Raw genomic sequence first — 15,379 nt, 5'->3', positions numbered from 1 at the left:
CGGCCCCGGGGCGCGGCGGCCGCGCCCCGCCGCGCCCGCGCGTTCGTGGCGCCCGGGCGCGGGGGGGGGGGGGGGGGCCCCCCCAAAGGAATCTCCTCCGTGCCAGAGGGTCACACGATCCACCGGCTCGCGCTGGACTACCGCCGGCTCACCGGCCCCGTCCGCGTCACCAGCCCGCAGGGCAAGTTCTCCGACGCGGCGACCCTCCTCGACGGCGCCGAACTCACCCGCACCGAAGCCCACGGCAAGCACCTCTTCCTCGGCTTCCGCGACAGCGCCTGGGTCCACATCCACCTAGGCCTCTTCGGCAAGGTCACCTTCGGCGACGCCCCCGCGCCCCCGGCCACCGACACCGTCCGCCTCCGCCTGGCGAACCCCACCGCCCACGTCGACCTGCGCGGCCCCACCACCTGCGCCCTGATCACCGACGACGAGAAGAACGCCGTACACGCCCGCCTGGGCCCCGATCCGCTCCGCGACGACGCCGACCCGGACGCCGCGTACCGCAGGATCTCCCGCAGCCGTACGACGATCGCCGCCCTGCTGATGGACCAGAAGGTCATCGCCGGCGTCGGGAACGTCTACCGCGCCGAGGTCCTCTTCCGGCACGGGATCGATCCGTACCGCGCGGGCAAGGACCTCACCCCCGCGGAGTGGGACGCCGTCTGGGCCGACCTCGTCGCACTCATGCGCGAGGGCGTCCGTGCCAACCGCATCGACACCGTCCGCCCCGAGCACACCCCGGAGGCGATGGGCCGCCCGCCCCGCGTGGACGACCACGGCGGCGAGGTGTACGTCTACCGCCGGGCCGCCCTGCCCTGCCACGTCTGCGGCACCGGGATCCGCACCGCCGGTCTCGCCGCCCGCAACCTCTTCTGGTGCCCCACCTGCCAGCGCCGTTAGAAGCCGTGCGGCAGCCAGGGCAGGACCGGCGAACCGAACGCCACCGACGCCTCCGCCAGCACCCCCGGCCGCAGTTCGGTCACCCGCCCGGCCCGCGCCAGCGACACCAGGGACACGCCACCGAGGTACGCCGCCGCCAGCTCCCGTACCGACAGTGTCAGCTCGGCCGGGTCCTTCGTACGCTCGCAGGACGCCCCCTTGGCGTCCCCGGTCAGCCGCCAACGCCCCTCGTTCCAGGGGCAGAAGGCGTCCGCCACCTCCAGCACCACGTCCACCGGCGTCTGGTAGGTGCGCGCCGCGAGCGCCGCGCCGAGGTCGACGAGCCGGACGTACGCCGCGTCCCGTACCCGCGTCCGGCACCGCCGGATGTCGGAGACCATGTACTGCCAGGCTTCGTCGACCGGCCGGTTGCGCACCGTCAGCGTCGTCATCAGGTCGATCTCGGACAGGAACCGCCACAGCGCCGCGTCGCTCGCCGGGTCGAGCGCGGCGAGGTCCTCCAGCGTCACCGTGCCGTCGTGCCCGCTCGGCGACCAGCCCATCCTGGTGCGGAACCGGGCGTACCCGGTGACCTGCCCGTCCCGCTCGGCGACCACGCACTGCAGCGCCGACGCCCCGTTCCGCTCGCTCTCCGGGTCCAGCAGCCCCACCCGCTCCCAGCCGGGCTGACGGGCCAGCATCCCGGGCCGCCGCGGCACCAGCTCCGCGTAGACCGCCTCGCACGCGTCGAGCACCTCGGCCGGGTCGGCGTACCGCAGCCGTACGTCACCGGTGCCGGCCGGCACGTCCAGCGTCACCCGGCTCGTGTCGATCTCGGCCTGCAGCTGGAAGGTCGCGGCGCCGTACCCGAAACGGCCGTAGATCGCCGGTTCGGAGGCGGTCAGCGCGGCCAGCGGCTCGCCCCACTCCCGGATGTCGTCCAGCTGGCGGCGCATCATCGACGTCAGCACTCCGCGCCGCCGGTGCGTCGCGGCCACGCTCACCATGGTGATGCCCGCGGTGGGCAGCACGGCGCCGCCCGGCACCGTCATCCGGAACCCGAACGCCCCCGCCGTCCCGACCAGTTCGGAGCCGTCCCAGGCGGCCAGCGACCGCTCGGGTTCCGTGAGGGACCGGTCCAGGTCGCGCTCCTCGGCCGACGCCGGACCCGCGCCGAAGGCCCGCACCAGGTGGTCCCACCACCCGTCGAACTCCTCGGGACGCAACACCCTCAACTCGGTCGCACGCTCGGTCGCCATGAGCCATGCCTACCAGCGCGCCGCAGGACGAGCCAGCCAATTTCTCCCGGACGGCGACGCGGGGGCTTCCGGTGAAGTTCACTGTGAAGTCGCACCCGAAGGCGAGCCTCGGACGGGGGACAAGTGGGACCTCCCGTGCCAAGCAGCTGGTCCGATGGATAGGGTCCCGAACTGATGGCAGTAGACCGAGAGCGGCGCGCGAAGGCCGAGACGCTTCCGGCCCGGTGGAAAGTGCAGTGGCACCGGGCCCGCGTCGGCCTGCGCAGAAGCGCCGTGGACTACTTCCGGGGCGACGGCTCCGACTGGATCGCCCTGATCGGGCTGCTGCTGACCGTCCCGGTCCTCGCGGCCATGACCCTCGGCAACTCGGTCTGGTTCTCCCCGGCCGCGCTGGTCCTGCCGATCATCGCGGGCGGCCTGCTGCTGCGCCCGGCGAGCCTGCTCGGCCTGTACGCGGCGGCGGCCACCGCCCTGATCGTGGAATCGGTACGGCTGGGCCCCTACACCGAGGGCCCCTCCCGGGTCACCCCCGGCGTGGTCCTGGTCGTGGCCGCCTGCGGTTTCTTCGGTCTGCTCACCGCCCAGTTCCGCAGCCGGGTCGGGGTGCCCTGGCGGCGCGGCGGCACCATGCTCTTCGACCTGCGCGAACGCATCCGCGTGCAGAGCAAGTTGCCGAAGCTGCCGCCGGGCTGGCACCGCGAGATGGCCCTGCGGCCGGCCGGCGGGCAGTCCTTCTCCGGCGACTTCGTGGTCGCGGCCCGCACGAACAACGGCCGCACGCTGGAGGTCGTGCTCACCGACGTCTCCGGCAAGGGCATGGACGCGGCGTCCAGAGCCCTCCTGCTGTCCGGCGCCTTCGGCGGCCTCCTCGGCTCCCTGCCGCCGCACGCCTTCCTCCCCGCCGCCAACGGCTACCTGCTCCGCCAGGACTGGGACGAGGGCTTCGCGACCTCCATACACCTGGTCCTGGACCTCGACTCCGGTGACTACGAGCTGTACTCCGCGGGCCACCCGCCGGGCCTCCAGCTCAGCGCAGGCAGCGGCCGCTGGGAGGAGAAGGGCGCCGAGGGCCCCCTCCTCGGCGTGTACGACGGCGCCCAGTTCGACCCCGTGAAGGGCTCCCTGCGCCCCGGCGACGTCCTGATGATCTTCACGGACGGCCTGGTCGAGACGTCCGAGCGCGACATCGTGGAGGGCATAGACCGCCTCACCGGGGAGGCCGACCGGTACGTGGCCGGCGGCTTCCACGGCGCCGCCTGGCACCTGATCGAGGCGGTGGCGAAGGACGTCAACGACGACAGGGCGCTGCTGCTGATCTGCCGCGAAGCGGCAAGGTGAGCCGACGGCCGCGAACCGGACTGCGGCCGCGCACCGCCGGCGTCTGCGGCTGCGCCGCGGCCGCCCGCGCAGTTCCTCGCGCCCCTGGCGGGGCGCTGCCTGGTCGTGGGTTGTGCGGTGCGGTCGCCGGACCGGGGTGCGGCTGCTGATCGTCGGCGTCTGCGGGTGCGTTGTGGCTGGCCGCGCAGTTCCCCGCGCCCCTTCGGGACGCCCCGCAGCCCCGTTGCTCCTCTTCACGGCGGCCAGCCGGCCCGACCGGGGTGCGTCTGCGGGTGCGTTGTGGCTGGTCGCGCAGTTCCCCGCGCCCCTGGCGGGGCGCTGGGGCGGGCGTGTCTCTTCAGCCGCGGGCAGTCGTGCCGCTGGGGCGGCACGGGTGGGCGCGGGCGGTGCGTGAGAGGCGCCGGTGCGTGTGCCCACCCGGAACGCCGCCTACGAGATACTCGCACCGTGAGCAACCCGCCGCCCCTCCTCACCCTCCCGGAAGTCGAGGCGCTGGCCCGCGCCGCCCACGCGGGGCAGACCGACAAGGCCGGCCGCCCCTACGCCGAGCACCTCGCGGCCGTGGCCGCAGGCGTCCGTGCCCGTGACGGCGACCCCGACCAGCTCGCCGCCGCCTGGCTGCACGACGCCGTCGAGGATCACGCCCTCACCGAGGAGTGGCTGGACACGGCCGCCCTGAGCCCCCGCACGAAGGCGGTCGTCCGCGCCCTCACCAAGCACCCCGGCGAGCCCCCCGAGTCGTACGCCCGCCGCATCCTCACCACCCCCGGCGCCCTGCTCGTCAAGGAAGCCGACCTCGCGCACAACGCCGACCCCGCCCGGCTCGCCGTCCTGGACGGGGCCACCCGCGACCGGCTGACCGAGAAGTACGCCCGGATGCGCGCCCTCCTGGGCCTCCCCGCGTGAGCGGAACCCGCGGCGTCAGGCGCTGACCATCTCCCGACTGTCCCGACTGTCCCGACTGTCCCGACTGTCCCGACTGTCCCGACTGTCCCGACTGTCCCGACTGTCCCGACTGTCCCGACTGTCCCGACTGCCCCGGCTCTCCCCGCTCCGCGCACCCCGTTGCGCCGTCTCCCGACGGAACGCCCACTCCATCCCCGGCTCCATCGCGAACCGGAACACCCGCCGTACCGGCCGGCCGCACAGCAGCGTCACGCAGGCGCCCGCGAGCACGGTGACGAGGATCTCGCCGAGCGGCCCGTGCAGCCACCCCGGGGCGAACCAGCCCTCGTGGACGGCGTACTTCACGACGAAGCCGTGCAGCAGGTAGCCGTACAGCGTGCCCGCGCCCAGCGTCGTGAACCACGTCCGCCGGCCCGGCACCCAGGAGAGGAAGCCCGCCGTCAGCACCGTCGAGCAGCCGAACATGGCGAGCACCATCACCGGCCCGCACCACCACGGCGCGCCCAGCTCCTGCGCGGCGTCCCGGTGGTAGAACCACGCGGTGTCCATCCGCGGCACCGACCACCACGCGAACGCCGCCGCGAGGGCGAACACCGGCACCGCGGCGATCCGCACCGGCCACCGGCGCACCAGCCGGAAGTGCTCGGGCCGCAGGCACAGGCCGAGCACGAAGTACGGCAGGAACTGCAGGACCCGCTGGAGGTCGAGGTCGTCCCCGATGGCCGGGGACACGGACGCCAGCATCGCGACGCCGAAGGCGACCGGCAGGGGACGGCGGACCGCCCGCCACAGGGGCGTGGTCAGCCGCCAGACGAACAGCGCGCACAGGAACCAGGTCAGGTACCACGGGTCCAGCAGGCTGATGTCCTGGCCGGGGGAGCCGACGACGAAGCGCTGGAAGAGGGAGTAGGCCGTCTCGAACAGGACATAGGGGACCGCGACCCCGGTGACCAGCCGTCTGAGCCGGTCCGGGCGCATGTCGAAGGTCCGGGAGAAGTAGCCGGAGACGACGATGAACGCCGGCATGTGGAAGGCGTAGACGACGCGGTACACCGCTTCCAGGACGCGGCTGTCGCCCTTCAGCGGCTCCCAGAAGTGCCCCATCGCGACGAGCACGATCGCCAGGTACTTGGCGTTGTCGAAGAACGCGTCGCGCGGTCTGTCCGCCGGCGGCCCGGCCGGGGGACGCGGTGTTCGGTTCTGGCCCAGGGAGGTGACGGGGTCGGACATCTGAGGCACCCTAGCGACGCCTGTGCGATTTCGTAAAACAGCCGATGTGAATTCTGATAATCGGCGACGGCGGCCTGGGGAAGCCGGATGGTTTACCCGGGCCATTGCCTGGGGCTATGCGCTTCCATGCAGCTACTACATCCGCAATGTCCCTTTTAGTGCGTAATAATTGGGGCATAGTGCCCGACGGTGGTCGCCTGTACCCGTTCCTGTGTCCACAATTCGAGTCTGCTGTCGGCCAGTTGTGTGGATATCGAAACCATGTCCGTCAATTGCCGTGGAAGCGGCGGCGGGTGGGTCTCCGAATTGCCGTGCGGGCGGTTGTCGGTGTGAGCCCTGATGTCGACGTTGTGTCACGAACCGCATAGTGCGGCCGGGTTGGTGGCACGATGGATCTGGCGGGGGTGCGGGGGTCGTACCCCAGGGCCGGAGAGCGGACCGACCGAGGGTGTGATCAGTTGTGGCCATTTCACTGTCTGTGGTGTTGCTGTTGGCGATCATCCTTGTGGTGCTGATGAGAGGGGGGAACATCAAGGCGGGCCCCGCCATCGTCGCCGTGCTCTTCGGCTTCTTCCTCGCCTCGACCGGGATGGCCCCGTCCATCCAGCGCTTCCTCGACTCGCTGGCGCAGACCATAAACTCGATCAACTTCTGACCGCGCCGGCGAGCGCGACGCGGCCGGCGTCTGCGCCTGAAGGCCCCGTGGACGCGCCGAAGGCCCAGGAAGAGGAGTTCCGCAACCTCTCGCCTGGGCCTTCGCCATCAGAGCGGGCGACGGGAATCGAACCCGCGTAGTCAGTTTGGAAGACTGAAGCTCTACCATTGAGCTACGCCCGCACCACACGCGCCGCGGGTCGGTGACCGCGGCACAGGAGGCATCGTAGCGGGTCGCCCGCCGGGTAGGCCAACGTGTTGGTCTGCGGGGATGTCACGCGGATGCGAGGCGGCCGCAATGCGCGCGCGGGTGAACAAAAGCGGCCGACGCGGGCGGCCCGGGCATGTACCCTACGTGTCGCACCGGAACGGGGTGTGGCGCAGCTTGGTAGCGCGTCCGCTTTGGGAGCGGAAGGCCGTGGGTTCAAATCCCGCCACCCCGACCACCACCTGACGGCGTCCGTCCTGCTCGCCTTTTGGGGCCCTGAGCCGCTGCGGCTACTATGCAAGCTGCGCGCCCGCGTGTCCCGGCCCCCAGACGGCGGCCAGCGAACTCCTCCGGGCGACGAAACTCCGCCGGGCCCCTCTGGCACCGGCAGAACCCGAGAAGTCAGCCACAAGGAGACCGAACCGTGAAGAGCGCCGTGGAGACCCTGAACCCGACCCGGGTTCGGCTCACTGTCGAGGTGCCCTTCGAGGAGCTCAAGGACAGCCTCGACGCGGCGTACAAGAAGATCAACCAGCAGGTCACGGTGAAGGGCTTCCGCAAGGGCAAGATCCCGGCCCGCGTCATCGACCAGCGGTTCGGCCGCGGTGCGGTCCTGGAGGAGGCCGTCAACGACGCGCTGCCGAAGTTCTACACCGAGGCGGTCAACGAGGCCGAGCTGAACCCCCTGGGCCAGCCCGAGGTCGACATCACGGAGCTGAAGGACGGCGAGACGCTGAACTTCACCGCCGAGGTCGACGTCCGCCCGACCCTGGAGATCCCGGACTACTCCGGCATCGAGGTCGAGGTCGACGCCGTCGAGGTGACCGACGAGGACGTCGAGAAGTCGGTCGAGCAGCTCCGTGAGCGCTTCGCCTCCACCTCCCCGGTCGAGCGGGCCGCCCAGGACGGCGACGTCGTCACCATCGACCTGGAGGCCAAGGTCGACGGCGAGGTCCTGGAGGACGGCATCGCCAACGGCGTCTCCTACACCATCGGCTCCGGCGAGCTGCTCGACGGCATCGACGACGCCGTGAAGGGCCTTGAGGCCGGTGGCGAGGCCACCTTCACCTCCGAGCTCAAGGGCGGCTCCGCGGCCGGCCGCGAGGCCGAGGTCACCGTCAAGGTCACCCAGGTCGCCGCCCGCGAGCTGCCCGAGCTGGACGACGAGTTCGCGCAGCTCGCCTCCGAGTTCGACACCCTGGACGAGCTGAAGGCCGACAGCCGCAAGCGTCTCGCCGACATGAAGACGTACGACCAGGCCACCCAGGCCCAGGAGCGCGTCCTGGAGAAACTGCTGGAACTGGTCGAGGTGCCGGTCCCCGAGAAGCTGCTCGAGGACGAGATCAACACCCGCAAGCACAACCTGGAGCACCACCAGCTCGCCCAGATGGGCCTCGACCTCGACAAGTACCTGGAGATCCAAGGCAAGACCGCCGAGGAGTTCGAGGCCGAGACCAAGGAAGCCGCGGTCAAGGGCATCAAGACCCAGTTCGTCCTCGACGAGCTGGTCAAGCAGGAGAAGCTCAACGTCAACCAGGAGGAGCTCACCGAGCACCTCATGCGGCGCGCGGCCTCCTCCGGCATGTCCCCCGACCAGTTCGCCCAGGCCGTCGTCGAGGGCGGCCAGGTCCCGCTCCTGGTCGGCGAGGTCGCCCGCGGCAAGGCCCTGGCCGTCGTGGTCGAGGCCGCCACGGTGAAGGACACCAACGGCGAGATCGTCGACCTGGACGACGAGGACGAGGACGAGACGGAGGCCCCTGAGGCCGCCGCCGAGGCCACGGACGCCGCGGACGAGGAGAAGTCCGAGGGCTGACCCCCGCGGCGCCCACAACGGCGTACAGGGGCTCCTGGGCACTGTCCCGGGGGCCCCTTCGTCATTCCCCTGGGCTGCAGCGCGCCGCAAAGGGGCGCGGGGAACTGCGCGAGCGACCACGACGTACCCGCACCCGCCCCCGCACCCCCACAACCACGGCGAGCAGCCATCGGCCCGCCGCCGTAGGTACTACGCCCCCGGCGAACAGCCCTCTTACCGGGATTCCCCGAAGGGACCATCGCGTTAGGGTCCATGAGTACGAGGGCAGCCAAGCCCCCGGCTAAGGAAACGTGAGACGGCCCGGCGCCGTCGTAAGACGAGCAGGTGGATACGTGACGAATCTGATGCCCTCAGCCGCCGGCGACCCTTCCATCGGTGGTGGCCTCGGCGACCAGGTCTACAACCGGCTGCTCGGCGAGCGGATCATCTTCCTCGGCCAGCAGGTCGACGACGACATCGCCAACAAGATCACCGCGCAGCTGCTGCTCCTTGCGGCCGACCCCGACAAGGACATCTACCTCTACATCAACAGCCCCGGCGGCTCGGTGACGGCCGGCATGGCGATCTACGACACCATGCAGTTCATCCCGAACGACGTGGTGACCATCGGCATGGGCATGGCGGCCTCGATGGGCCAGTTCCTGCTCACCGGCGGCACCGCCGGCAAGCGCTTCGCCCTGCCGCACACGGACATCATGATGCACCAGGGCTCCGCGGGCCTCGGCGGCACGGTCTCGGACATCAAGATCCAGGCCCAGTACCTGCTGCGCACCAAGAAGACCATGACCGAGCTGACCGCGTTCCACTCCGGCCAGTCGGTCGAGACGATCCTGCGTGACGCCGACCGCGACCGCTGGTTCACCCCGGACGAGGCCAAGGAGTACGGTCTCATCGACGAGATCATCAGGAACGCCTCGGGTGTTCCGGGAGGCGGTGGCACCGGCGCCTGACCCCAGGCCCGGCCGAGCCACGCACCGCCGATACCCCAGCCCCCCGAACGCCACCAGGACGGTGAACACCCTCATGAGCAACTACCCCGGCGCCGCCGACGCCCGCTACGACGGTCCCCGGCCCGACGCCCGCTATGTCATCCCGCGCTTCGTGGAGCGCACCTCCCAGGGCATCCGCGAGTACGACCCGTACGCGAAGCTCTTCGAGGAGCGCGTGATCTTCCTCGGCGTCCAGATCGACGACGCCTCCGCCAACGACGTCATGGCGCAGCTGCTGTGCCTGGAGTCGATGGACCCGGACCGGGACATCTCGATCTACATCAACAGCCCGGGCGGCGACATGACCGCCCTCACGGCGATCTACGACACGATGCAGTTCGTGAAGCCCGACATCCAGACGGTCTGCATGGGTCAGGCGGCCTCCGCCGCGGCCATTCTGCTGGCCGCCGGCACCCCCGGCAAGCGCATGGCGCTGCCGAACTCCCGCGTCCTGATCCACCAGCCGGCCGGCTCCACCGGCCGCGGCCAGCTCTCCGACCTGGAGATCATCGCCAACGAGTTCACGCGGATGCGCACCCAGCTGGAGGAGATGCTGGCCAAGCACTCCAACCGGCCGATCGAGCAGGTCCGCGACGACATCGAGCGCGACAAGATCCTCACGGCCGAGGAAGCGCTGGAGTACGGCATCGTGGACCAGATCATCTCCACCCGGAAGATGAACAACTCCGAGGTCCGCTGACGAGGGCCGCCGGCAGAGAATGTGTTCTCTGCCGCCCTTGGCACGGTTTGGCCGCGCGCACCGCACGGTGCACGTCAAAGTGAACCGTGCCAAGGGGGGCCCGTACGAGGGGCCCGGCAAGGTACCGTCGACATAAGGCAGCACCAGGAGCCGCTGGACTCGAAAGTGTCCAGGCGTCTCCCAGGCGAAGGGGAAGCACACCGTGGCACGCATCGGTGACGGCGGCGATCTGCTCAAGTGCTCGTTCTGCGGCAAGAGCCAGAAGCAGGTCAAGAAGCTCATCGCAGGGCCCGGTGTGTACATCTGCGACGAGTGCATCGATCTCTGCAACGAGATCATCGAGGAGGAGCTCGCCGAGACGAGCGAGGTGCGCTGGGAGGAACTCCCGAAGCCCCGCGAGATCTACGAGTTCCTGGAGGGCTACGTGGTGGGCCAGGAGCCCGCCAAGAAGGCCCTCTCGGTCGCGGTGTACAACCACTACAAGCGCGTCCAGGCAGGGGAGAACGGCGGCGCCCAGGGCCGCGACGACGCCATCGAGCTGGCGAAGTCCAACATCCTCCTGCTGGGCCCCACCGGCTCCGGCAAGACGCTCCTGGCGCAGACCCTGGCCCGCATGCTGAACGTCCCGTTCGCGATCGCCGACGCCACCGCGCTGACGGAGGCCGGCTACGTGGGCGAGGACGTGGAGAACATCCTCCTCAAGCTGATCCAGGCCGCGGACTACGACGTCAAGAAGGCCGAGACCGGGATCATCTACATCGACGAGATCGACAAGGTCGCCCGGAAGAGCGAAAACCCCTCGATCACGCGGGACGTCTCCGGTGAAGGCGTGCAGCAGGCCCTGCTGAAGATCCTGGAGGGCACCACGGCCTCCGTCCCGCCGCAGGGCGGCCGCAAGCACCCGCACCAGGAGTTCATCCAGATCGACACGACGAACGTGCTGTTCATCGTGGGCGGTGCCTTCGCCGGCCTGGAGAAGATCATCGAGTCCCGGGCGGGCGCCAAGGGCATCGGCTTCGGCGCGACCATCCGCTCCAAGCGCGAGCTGGAGGCCAAGGACCAGTTCGAGGACGTCATGCCCGAGGACCTGGTCAAGTTCGGCATGATCCCCGAGTTCATCGGCCGCCTCCCCGTCATCACGAGCGTCCACAACCTGGACCGCGAAGCCCTCCTCCAGATCCTCGTCGAGCCGCGCAACGCGCTGGTCAAGCAGTACCAGCGCCTGTTCGAACTCGACGGCGTGGAGCTGGACTTCGAGCGTGAGGCCCTGGAGGCCATCGCCGACCAGGCCATCCTCCGCCAGACCGGCGCCCGCGGCCTGCGCGCCATCATGGAGGAGGTCCTGATGTCGGTGATGTACGAGGTGCCGTCCCGCAAGGACGTGGCCCGCGTCGTCATCACGGCCGACGTCGTCCACTCCAACGTCAACCCGACCCTGATCCCCCGCGACGCCCGCGGCCGGGGACCGGGCGAGCAGAAGTCGGCGTAACCGCGCTCGACTCGCAAGCGCACGAAAGCGCCGGGCCCTCCTCGGAGGTGCCCGGCGCTTTCGTCGTCCTCCGCCCGCCTACCTGGCGACGCGCACCTCACCCCGTACGTCGGCGGCGATCTTCGCCGACTCGTCGACGCTGTACGTCTTCACCGCCGCCGTCGGCTCCACGATGCCGATGGTGCTGTAGTCCGCCCAGATGCACAGGTACGCCGTCTGGGTCTTGCCGGTGAGCTGGTTCTTGCCCTTCGCCTGCTGGCACTTCATCACCGCGCCGTCCAGGCCGGCCGGGGACACGGACTGCGCGTCGCCGACGAACTGCACGCCGTCGGACGAGGAACCGTCCCTCTTCATGTTCGCGAAGGTGGCGTCGAGCGCCGTCTGCGGGTCCTTCACGGTGCCGTACACCCCGAACAGGGTGACGTTCTCGGCGGTCTGCGCCTTCGCCACGTCCGTCGGATCGGTGAGCTTCAGGGACTGCAGGTCGACGGTCGAGTAGATCGCGTTGACCGAGGTGGCGTCGGTGACACCGGCCTGGGCTAGGTCCTTCGCGTCGCTCGAACTCGCCTTCTCCTCGCTGGAGTCACCCACCCGCTGGTACTTCGCGGACAGCAGGGAGGCCGGCGCGGTGAGCTTGTGCGGCCCGTCGTCCTTCAGCCCGCTCCCACCGCCCGCGAGCACGACGTACGCGCCCACCGCGACGGCGGCCACCACCGCCACCGCCCCGATGATCAGGCCCGTCTTCTTCTTCCCGCCCCCCGGAGCCGGCGGCTGCGGAGCGCCGTAGGGCTGCTGGCCGTACGGGGGCTGGCCGTAGGGCGGCGGCTGCTGACCGTAGGGGTTCTGCTGCGCGGGAACGCCCTGCTGCGGGTAGCCGTACCCGGGCTGCGGGGGCTGCTGACCGTAGGGCCCGGGCTGGGCCGGCGGCGCCTGCTGGGGGTAGCCGTAGCCGGGCTGGGGCGCCTGCGGCGGCGAGCCGTACGGACCCGGCTGCTGCCCGTACGGTCCCGGCTGCTGAGGCGGCGGCCCCCCGTACGGGCCCGGCTGGTTGTAGCTCATCTCTGGGTTCCCCTCCAGATGCTTATGTGTTCCTGACATCCTGGCGCAGTCACAGGGGACCCACGGCGCGGGGGTCTTCGCCGTTACAGAACAAACGCGTTTCGGGACACGCCCGGGACACCTCTAAACTGAGCCCCGTGACCGAGAACGCTCAGCAGCAGCCCACCGCGCCCAGCACCGAACTGCCGACCCAGTACGCGCCGGCCGACGTAGAGGGGCCGCTGTACGAGAGCTGGGTAGAGCGCGGTTACTTCGCGGCCGACGCCAAGAGCGACAAGCCCCCGTACACCATCGTCATCCCCCCGCCGAACGTCACCGGCTCGCTGCACCTGGGCCACGCCTTCCAGCACACGCTGATGGACGCGCTGACCCGCCGCAAGCGCATGCAGGGCTTCGAGGCGCTGTGGCTGCCCGGCATGGACCACGCCGGCATCGCCACCCAGAACAAGGTCGAGCAGCAGCTCGCCGAGGAGGGCAAGTCCCGTCAGGACCTCGGCCGGGAGGCGTTCGTCGAGCGCGTCTGGCAGTGGAAGGAGGAGTACGGCGGCAAGATCCTCGGCCAGATGCGCCGGCTCGGCGACGGCGTCGACTGGGACCGCGAGCGGTTCACGATGGACGAGGGCCTGTCCAAGGCCGTCCAGACCATCTTCAAGAAGCTGTACGAGGACGAGCTGATCTACCGCGCCGAGCGCATCATCAACTGGTGCCCGCGCTGTCTGACGGCCATCTCGGACATCGAGGTGGAGTATCAGGAGGACGACGGCGAACTGGTCTCCATCAAGTACGGCGAGGGCGAGGAGACGCTGGTCGTCGCCACCACCCGCGCGGAGACCATGCTCGGCGACACGGCCGTCGCCGTCCACCCGGACGACGAGCGGTACCGGCACCTGGTCGGCAAGCGCATCAAGCTCCCGCTGACGGACCGTACGATCCCCGTCGTCGCCGACACGCACGTCGACCCGGAGTTCGGCACCGGCGCCGTCAAGGTCACCCCGGCCCACGACCCGAACGACTTCGCGATCGGCCAGCGCCACGGCCTGGAGTCCATCACCGTGATGGACGAGCGGGCCGTCATCACCGTCCACGGCCCGTTCGAGGGCCTGGACCGCTTCGAGGCGCGCTCCGCGATCGTCGCGGCGCTGCGCTCGCAGGGCCGGATCGTCGCCGAGAAGCGCCCGTACGTGCACAGCGTCGGCCACTGCTCGCGCTGCAGCACCACCATCGAGCCGCGGCTGTCGATGCAGTGGTGGGTCAAGGTCGGCCCGCTGGCGAAGGCCGCCGGCGACGCGGTCCGCGACGGGCGGGTGCGGATCCACCCCGAGGACATGTCGAAGCGGTACTTCGACTGGGTCGACAACATGCACGACTGGTGCATCTCGCGCCAGCTGTGGTGGGGTCACCGGATCCCGGTCTGGTACGGCCCCCAGGGCGAGGTCGTCTGCGTCGGCGCCGACGAGGAGCCGCCCGGCACCGAGGCGGAGGGCTGGAAGCAGGACACCGACGTCCTCGACACCTGGTTCTCCTCCGGCCTGTGGCCGTTCTCCACCCTCGGCTGGCCCGAACAGACCGCCGACCTGCGGAAGTTCTACCCGACCGACGTCCTGCTCACCGGCCACGACATCATCTTCTTCTGGGTCGCCCGGATGATGATGTTCGGCCTGTACGCCATGGACGGCGAGGTCCCCTTCCGCACCATCGCGCTGACCGGTCTGGTCCGTGACGAGCGCGGCAAGAAGATGTCGAAGTCCTTCGGCAACGTCGTCGACCCGCTGGACTGGATGGACAAGTACGGCTCCGACGCCGTCCGCTTCACCCTGGCCCGCGGCGCCAACCCCGGCACCGACGTCCCGATCGGCGAGGACTGGGTCCAGGCGTCCCGGAACTTCGCCAACAAGATCTGGAACGCGACCCGCTTCGCCCTGATGAACGGCGCGACCGTCGAGGGCCCGCTCCCGGACCCGTCCGAGATGTCGGCGACGGACCGCTGGATCCTCTCCCGCCTCAACGAGACGGTCGCGGACGTCGACGCGTTCTACGACGACTTCCAGTTCGCCAAGCTGTCGGACTCCCTTTACCACTTCGCGTGGGACGAGGTCTTCGACTGGTACGTCGAGCTGTCCAAGACCACCTTCCAGGCGGGCGGGCGCGGCGCCGAGGTCTCCCGGCGCGTCCTCGGCGAGGTCCTCGACGTCACCCTGAAGCTGTTGCACCCGGTCGTCCCGTTCGTCACGGACACCCTGTGGACGACGCTGACCGGCGGTGAGTCGGTCGTGATCGCCGACTGGCCGTCCGACAGCGGCTTCCGGGACGAGGCGGCCGAGCGGGAGATCGAGACCCTCCAGTCCGTGATCACCGAGGTCCGCCGGTTCCGCGCCGACCAGGGCCTGCAGCCCGGCCAGCGGGTCCCCGCCCGGCTGACGCTGGACGGCACGGCCCTCGCCCCGCACGAGGCGGCCATCCGCCAGCTGCTGCGCCTGCAGCCGGAGGGCGACGCCTTCGCGGCGACGGCCACCCTCCCGGTCGCCGGCGCCACGGTCGCCCTCGATCTCTCCGGCACCATCGACGTGGCGGCGGAGCGCAAGCGCCTGGCCAAGGACCTCGCCGCCGCCGAGAAGGAGAAGGCCCAGGCGACGGCCAAGCTGGGCAACGAGGCGTTCCTGGCGAAGGCCCCGGACAGCGTGGTGGACAAGATCCGCACGCGGCTGGCGAAGGCCGACGAGGACATCGCGCGCATCCAGGCCCAGCTGGACCGCCTTCCGCAGGCATAGCCGGAGCGGCGGCCGCGACCGCCGTGCCGAGGCGTCCCCGCAGGCGCCCGGCGGCCCCCCCCCCCCGGGGCGCCCGGGGGCCGC

12 protein-coding genes and 2 tRNA genes are annotated in these 15,379 nt (G+C 70.5%); 10 read left to right on the top strand and 4 right to left on the bottom strand.

The genetic code is table 11. The annotated features are described in order from the left end of the window. The first annotated feature begins 99 nt into the window (after positions 1–99). Positions 100–903, top strand: a complete 804-nt coding sequence (locus AB0M11_RS39215; protein ID WP_365713360.1) for a DNA-formamidopyrimidine glycosylase family protein — start codon at positions 100–102, stop codon at positions 901–903. On the opposite strand, the gene AB0M11_RS39210 is transcribed toward AB0M11_RS39215, so the two are convergent. Next, positions 900–2,141: a GNAT family N-acetyltransferase gene (locus AB0M11_RS39210; protein WP_365713358.1), complete on the bottom strand. Its 1,242-nt coding sequence runs from the start codon at positions 2,139–2,141 to the stop codon at positions 900–902. The genes AB0M11_RS39215 and AB0M11_RS39210 overlap by 4 nt on opposite strands. A gap of 174 nt (positions 2,142–2,315) precedes the next feature. Here AB0M11_RS39210 and AB0M11_RS39205 point away from each other — a divergent pair, with 174 nt between their 5' ends. Both AB0M11_RS39205 and AB0M11_RS39200 read left to right on the top strand, forming a co-directional pair. Further along, on the top strand, positions 2,316–3,479 hold the full coding sequence (locus AB0M11_RS39205; protein WP_365713356.1) for a PP2C family protein-serine/threonine phosphatase: 1,164 nt from the start codon (positions 2,316–2,318) through the stop codon (positions 3,477–3,479). 447 nt (positions 3,480–3,926) lie between these two features. Then, positions 3,927–4,385, top strand: a complete 459-nt coding sequence (locus tag AB0M11_RS39200) for an HD domain-containing protein (RefSeq protein WP_365713354.1) — start codon at positions 3,927–3,929, stop codon at positions 4,383–4,385. A 15-nt stretch (positions 4,386–4,400) separates the two neighbouring features. On the opposite strand, the gene AB0M11_RS39195 is transcribed toward AB0M11_RS39200, so the two are convergent. Beyond that, entirely contained in the window at positions 4,401–5,615 is a 1,215-nt protein-coding gene (locus tag AB0M11_RS39195) for an acyltransferase family protein (RefSeq protein ID WP_365713352.1), read from the bottom strand. 460 nt (positions 5,616–6,075) lie between these two features. Here AB0M11_RS39195 and AB0M11_RS39190 point away from each other — a divergent pair, with 460 nt between their 5' ends. Further along, positions 6,076–6,270 (top strand): hypothetical protein, encoded by a 195-nt coding sequence (locus tag AB0M11_RS39190; protein WP_217549461.1) that lies wholly within the window; start codon positions 6,076–6,078, stop codon positions 6,268–6,270. A gap of 111 nt (positions 6,271–6,381) precedes the next feature. Here AB0M11_RS39190 and AB0M11_RS39185 read toward each other — a convergent pair. Then, positions 6,382–6,452, bottom strand: a tRNA-Gly gene (locus AB0M11_RS39185). Between the two features lie 186 nt (positions 6,453–6,638). Here AB0M11_RS39185 and AB0M11_RS39180 point away from each other — a divergent pair. The 5 genes from AB0M11_RS39180 (at position 6,639) to clpX (ending at position 11,468) form a co-directional block, all read left to right on the top strand. After that, a tRNA-Pro gene (locus tag AB0M11_RS39180) sits at positions 6,639–6,715 on the top strand. A 186-nt stretch (positions 6,716–6,901) separates the two neighbouring features. Beyond that, positions 6,902–8,290 (top strand): trigger factor, encoded by a 1,389-nt coding sequence (tig, locus tag AB0M11_RS39175; RefSeq protein WP_365713349.1) that lies wholly within the window; start codon positions 6,902–6,904, stop codon positions 8,288–8,290. 344 nt (positions 8,291–8,634) lie between these two features. Further along, positions 8,635–9,240, top strand: a complete 606-nt coding sequence (locus tag AB0M11_RS39170) for an ATP-dependent Clp protease proteolytic subunit (protein WP_365713362.1) — start codon at positions 8,635–8,637, stop codon at positions 9,238–9,240. 73 nt (positions 9,241–9,313) lie between these two features. Further along, positions 9,314–9,979, top strand: coding sequence for an ATP-dependent Clp protease proteolytic subunit (locus AB0M11_RS39165; protein ID WP_365713347.1), 666 nt, complete (start codon positions 9,314–9,316; stop codon positions 9,977–9,979). Positions 9,980–10,181: 202 nt separating this feature from the next. Then, positions 10,182–11,468 carry an ATP-dependent Clp protease ATP-binding subunit ClpX gene (gene clpX / locus AB0M11_RS39160; protein ID WP_365713345.1) on the top strand — a complete coding sequence of 429 codons (1,287 nt, stop codon included), beginning with the start codon at positions 10,182–10,184 and terminating at the stop codon, positions 11,466–11,468. A 78-nt stretch (positions 11,469–11,546) separates the two neighbouring features. On the opposite strand, the gene AB0M11_RS39155 is transcribed toward clpX, so the two are convergent. Beyond that, positions 11,547–12,527 (bottom strand): hypothetical protein, encoded by a 981-nt coding sequence (locus tag AB0M11_RS39155; protein WP_365713343.1) that lies wholly within the window; start codon positions 12,525–12,527, stop codon positions 11,547–11,549. Positions 12,528–12,664: 137 nt separating this feature from the next. On the opposite strand from AB0M11_RS39155, the gene AB0M11_RS39150 reads away from it, so the two are divergent. Beyond that, positions 12,665–15,295, top strand: a complete 2,631-nt coding sequence (locus AB0M11_RS39150) for a valine--tRNA ligase (protein ID WP_365713341.1) — start codon at positions 12,665–12,667, stop codon at positions 15,293–15,295. Positions 15,296–15,379 lie beyond the last annotated feature (84 nt).

The organism is Streptomyces sp. NPDC051987 (genome assembly GCF_040680735.1).
Classification (GTDB): Bacteria; Actinomycetota; Actinomycetes; order Streptomycetales; family Streptomycetaceae; genus Streptomyces.
This window is presented reverse-complemented; position numbering and strand designations above follow the sequence as displayed.

What these genes read in the sequence shown, in the direction of transcription:
- AB0M11_RS39210 (WP_365713358.1), bottom strand. Translation starts at nt 2,141, where the DNA reads ATGGCGACCGAGCGTGCGACCGAGTTGAGGGTGTTGCGTCCCGAGGAG.
- AB0M11_RS39205 (WP_365713356.1), top strand. Translation starts at nt 2,316, where the DNA reads ATGGCAGTAGACCGAGAGCGGCGCGCGAAGGCCGAGACGCTTCCGGCC.
- AB0M11_RS39195 (WP_365713352.1), bottom strand. Translation starts at nt 5,615, where the DNA reads ATGTCCGACCCCGTCACCTCCCTGGGCCAGAACCGAACACCGCGTCCC.
- AB0M11_RS39170 (WP_365713362.1), top strand. Translation starts at nt 8,635, where the DNA reads ATGCCCTCAGCCGCCGGCGACCCTTCCATCGGTGGTGGCCTCGGCGAC.
- AB0M11_RS39165 (WP_365713347.1), top strand. Translation starts at nt 9,314, where the DNA reads ATGAGCAACTACCCCGGCGCCGCCGACGCCCGCTACGACGGTCCCCGG.
- AB0M11_RS39155 (WP_365713343.1), bottom strand. Translation starts at nt 12,527, where the DNA reads ATGAGCTACAACCAGCCGGGCCCGTACGGGGGGCCGCCGCCTCAGCAG.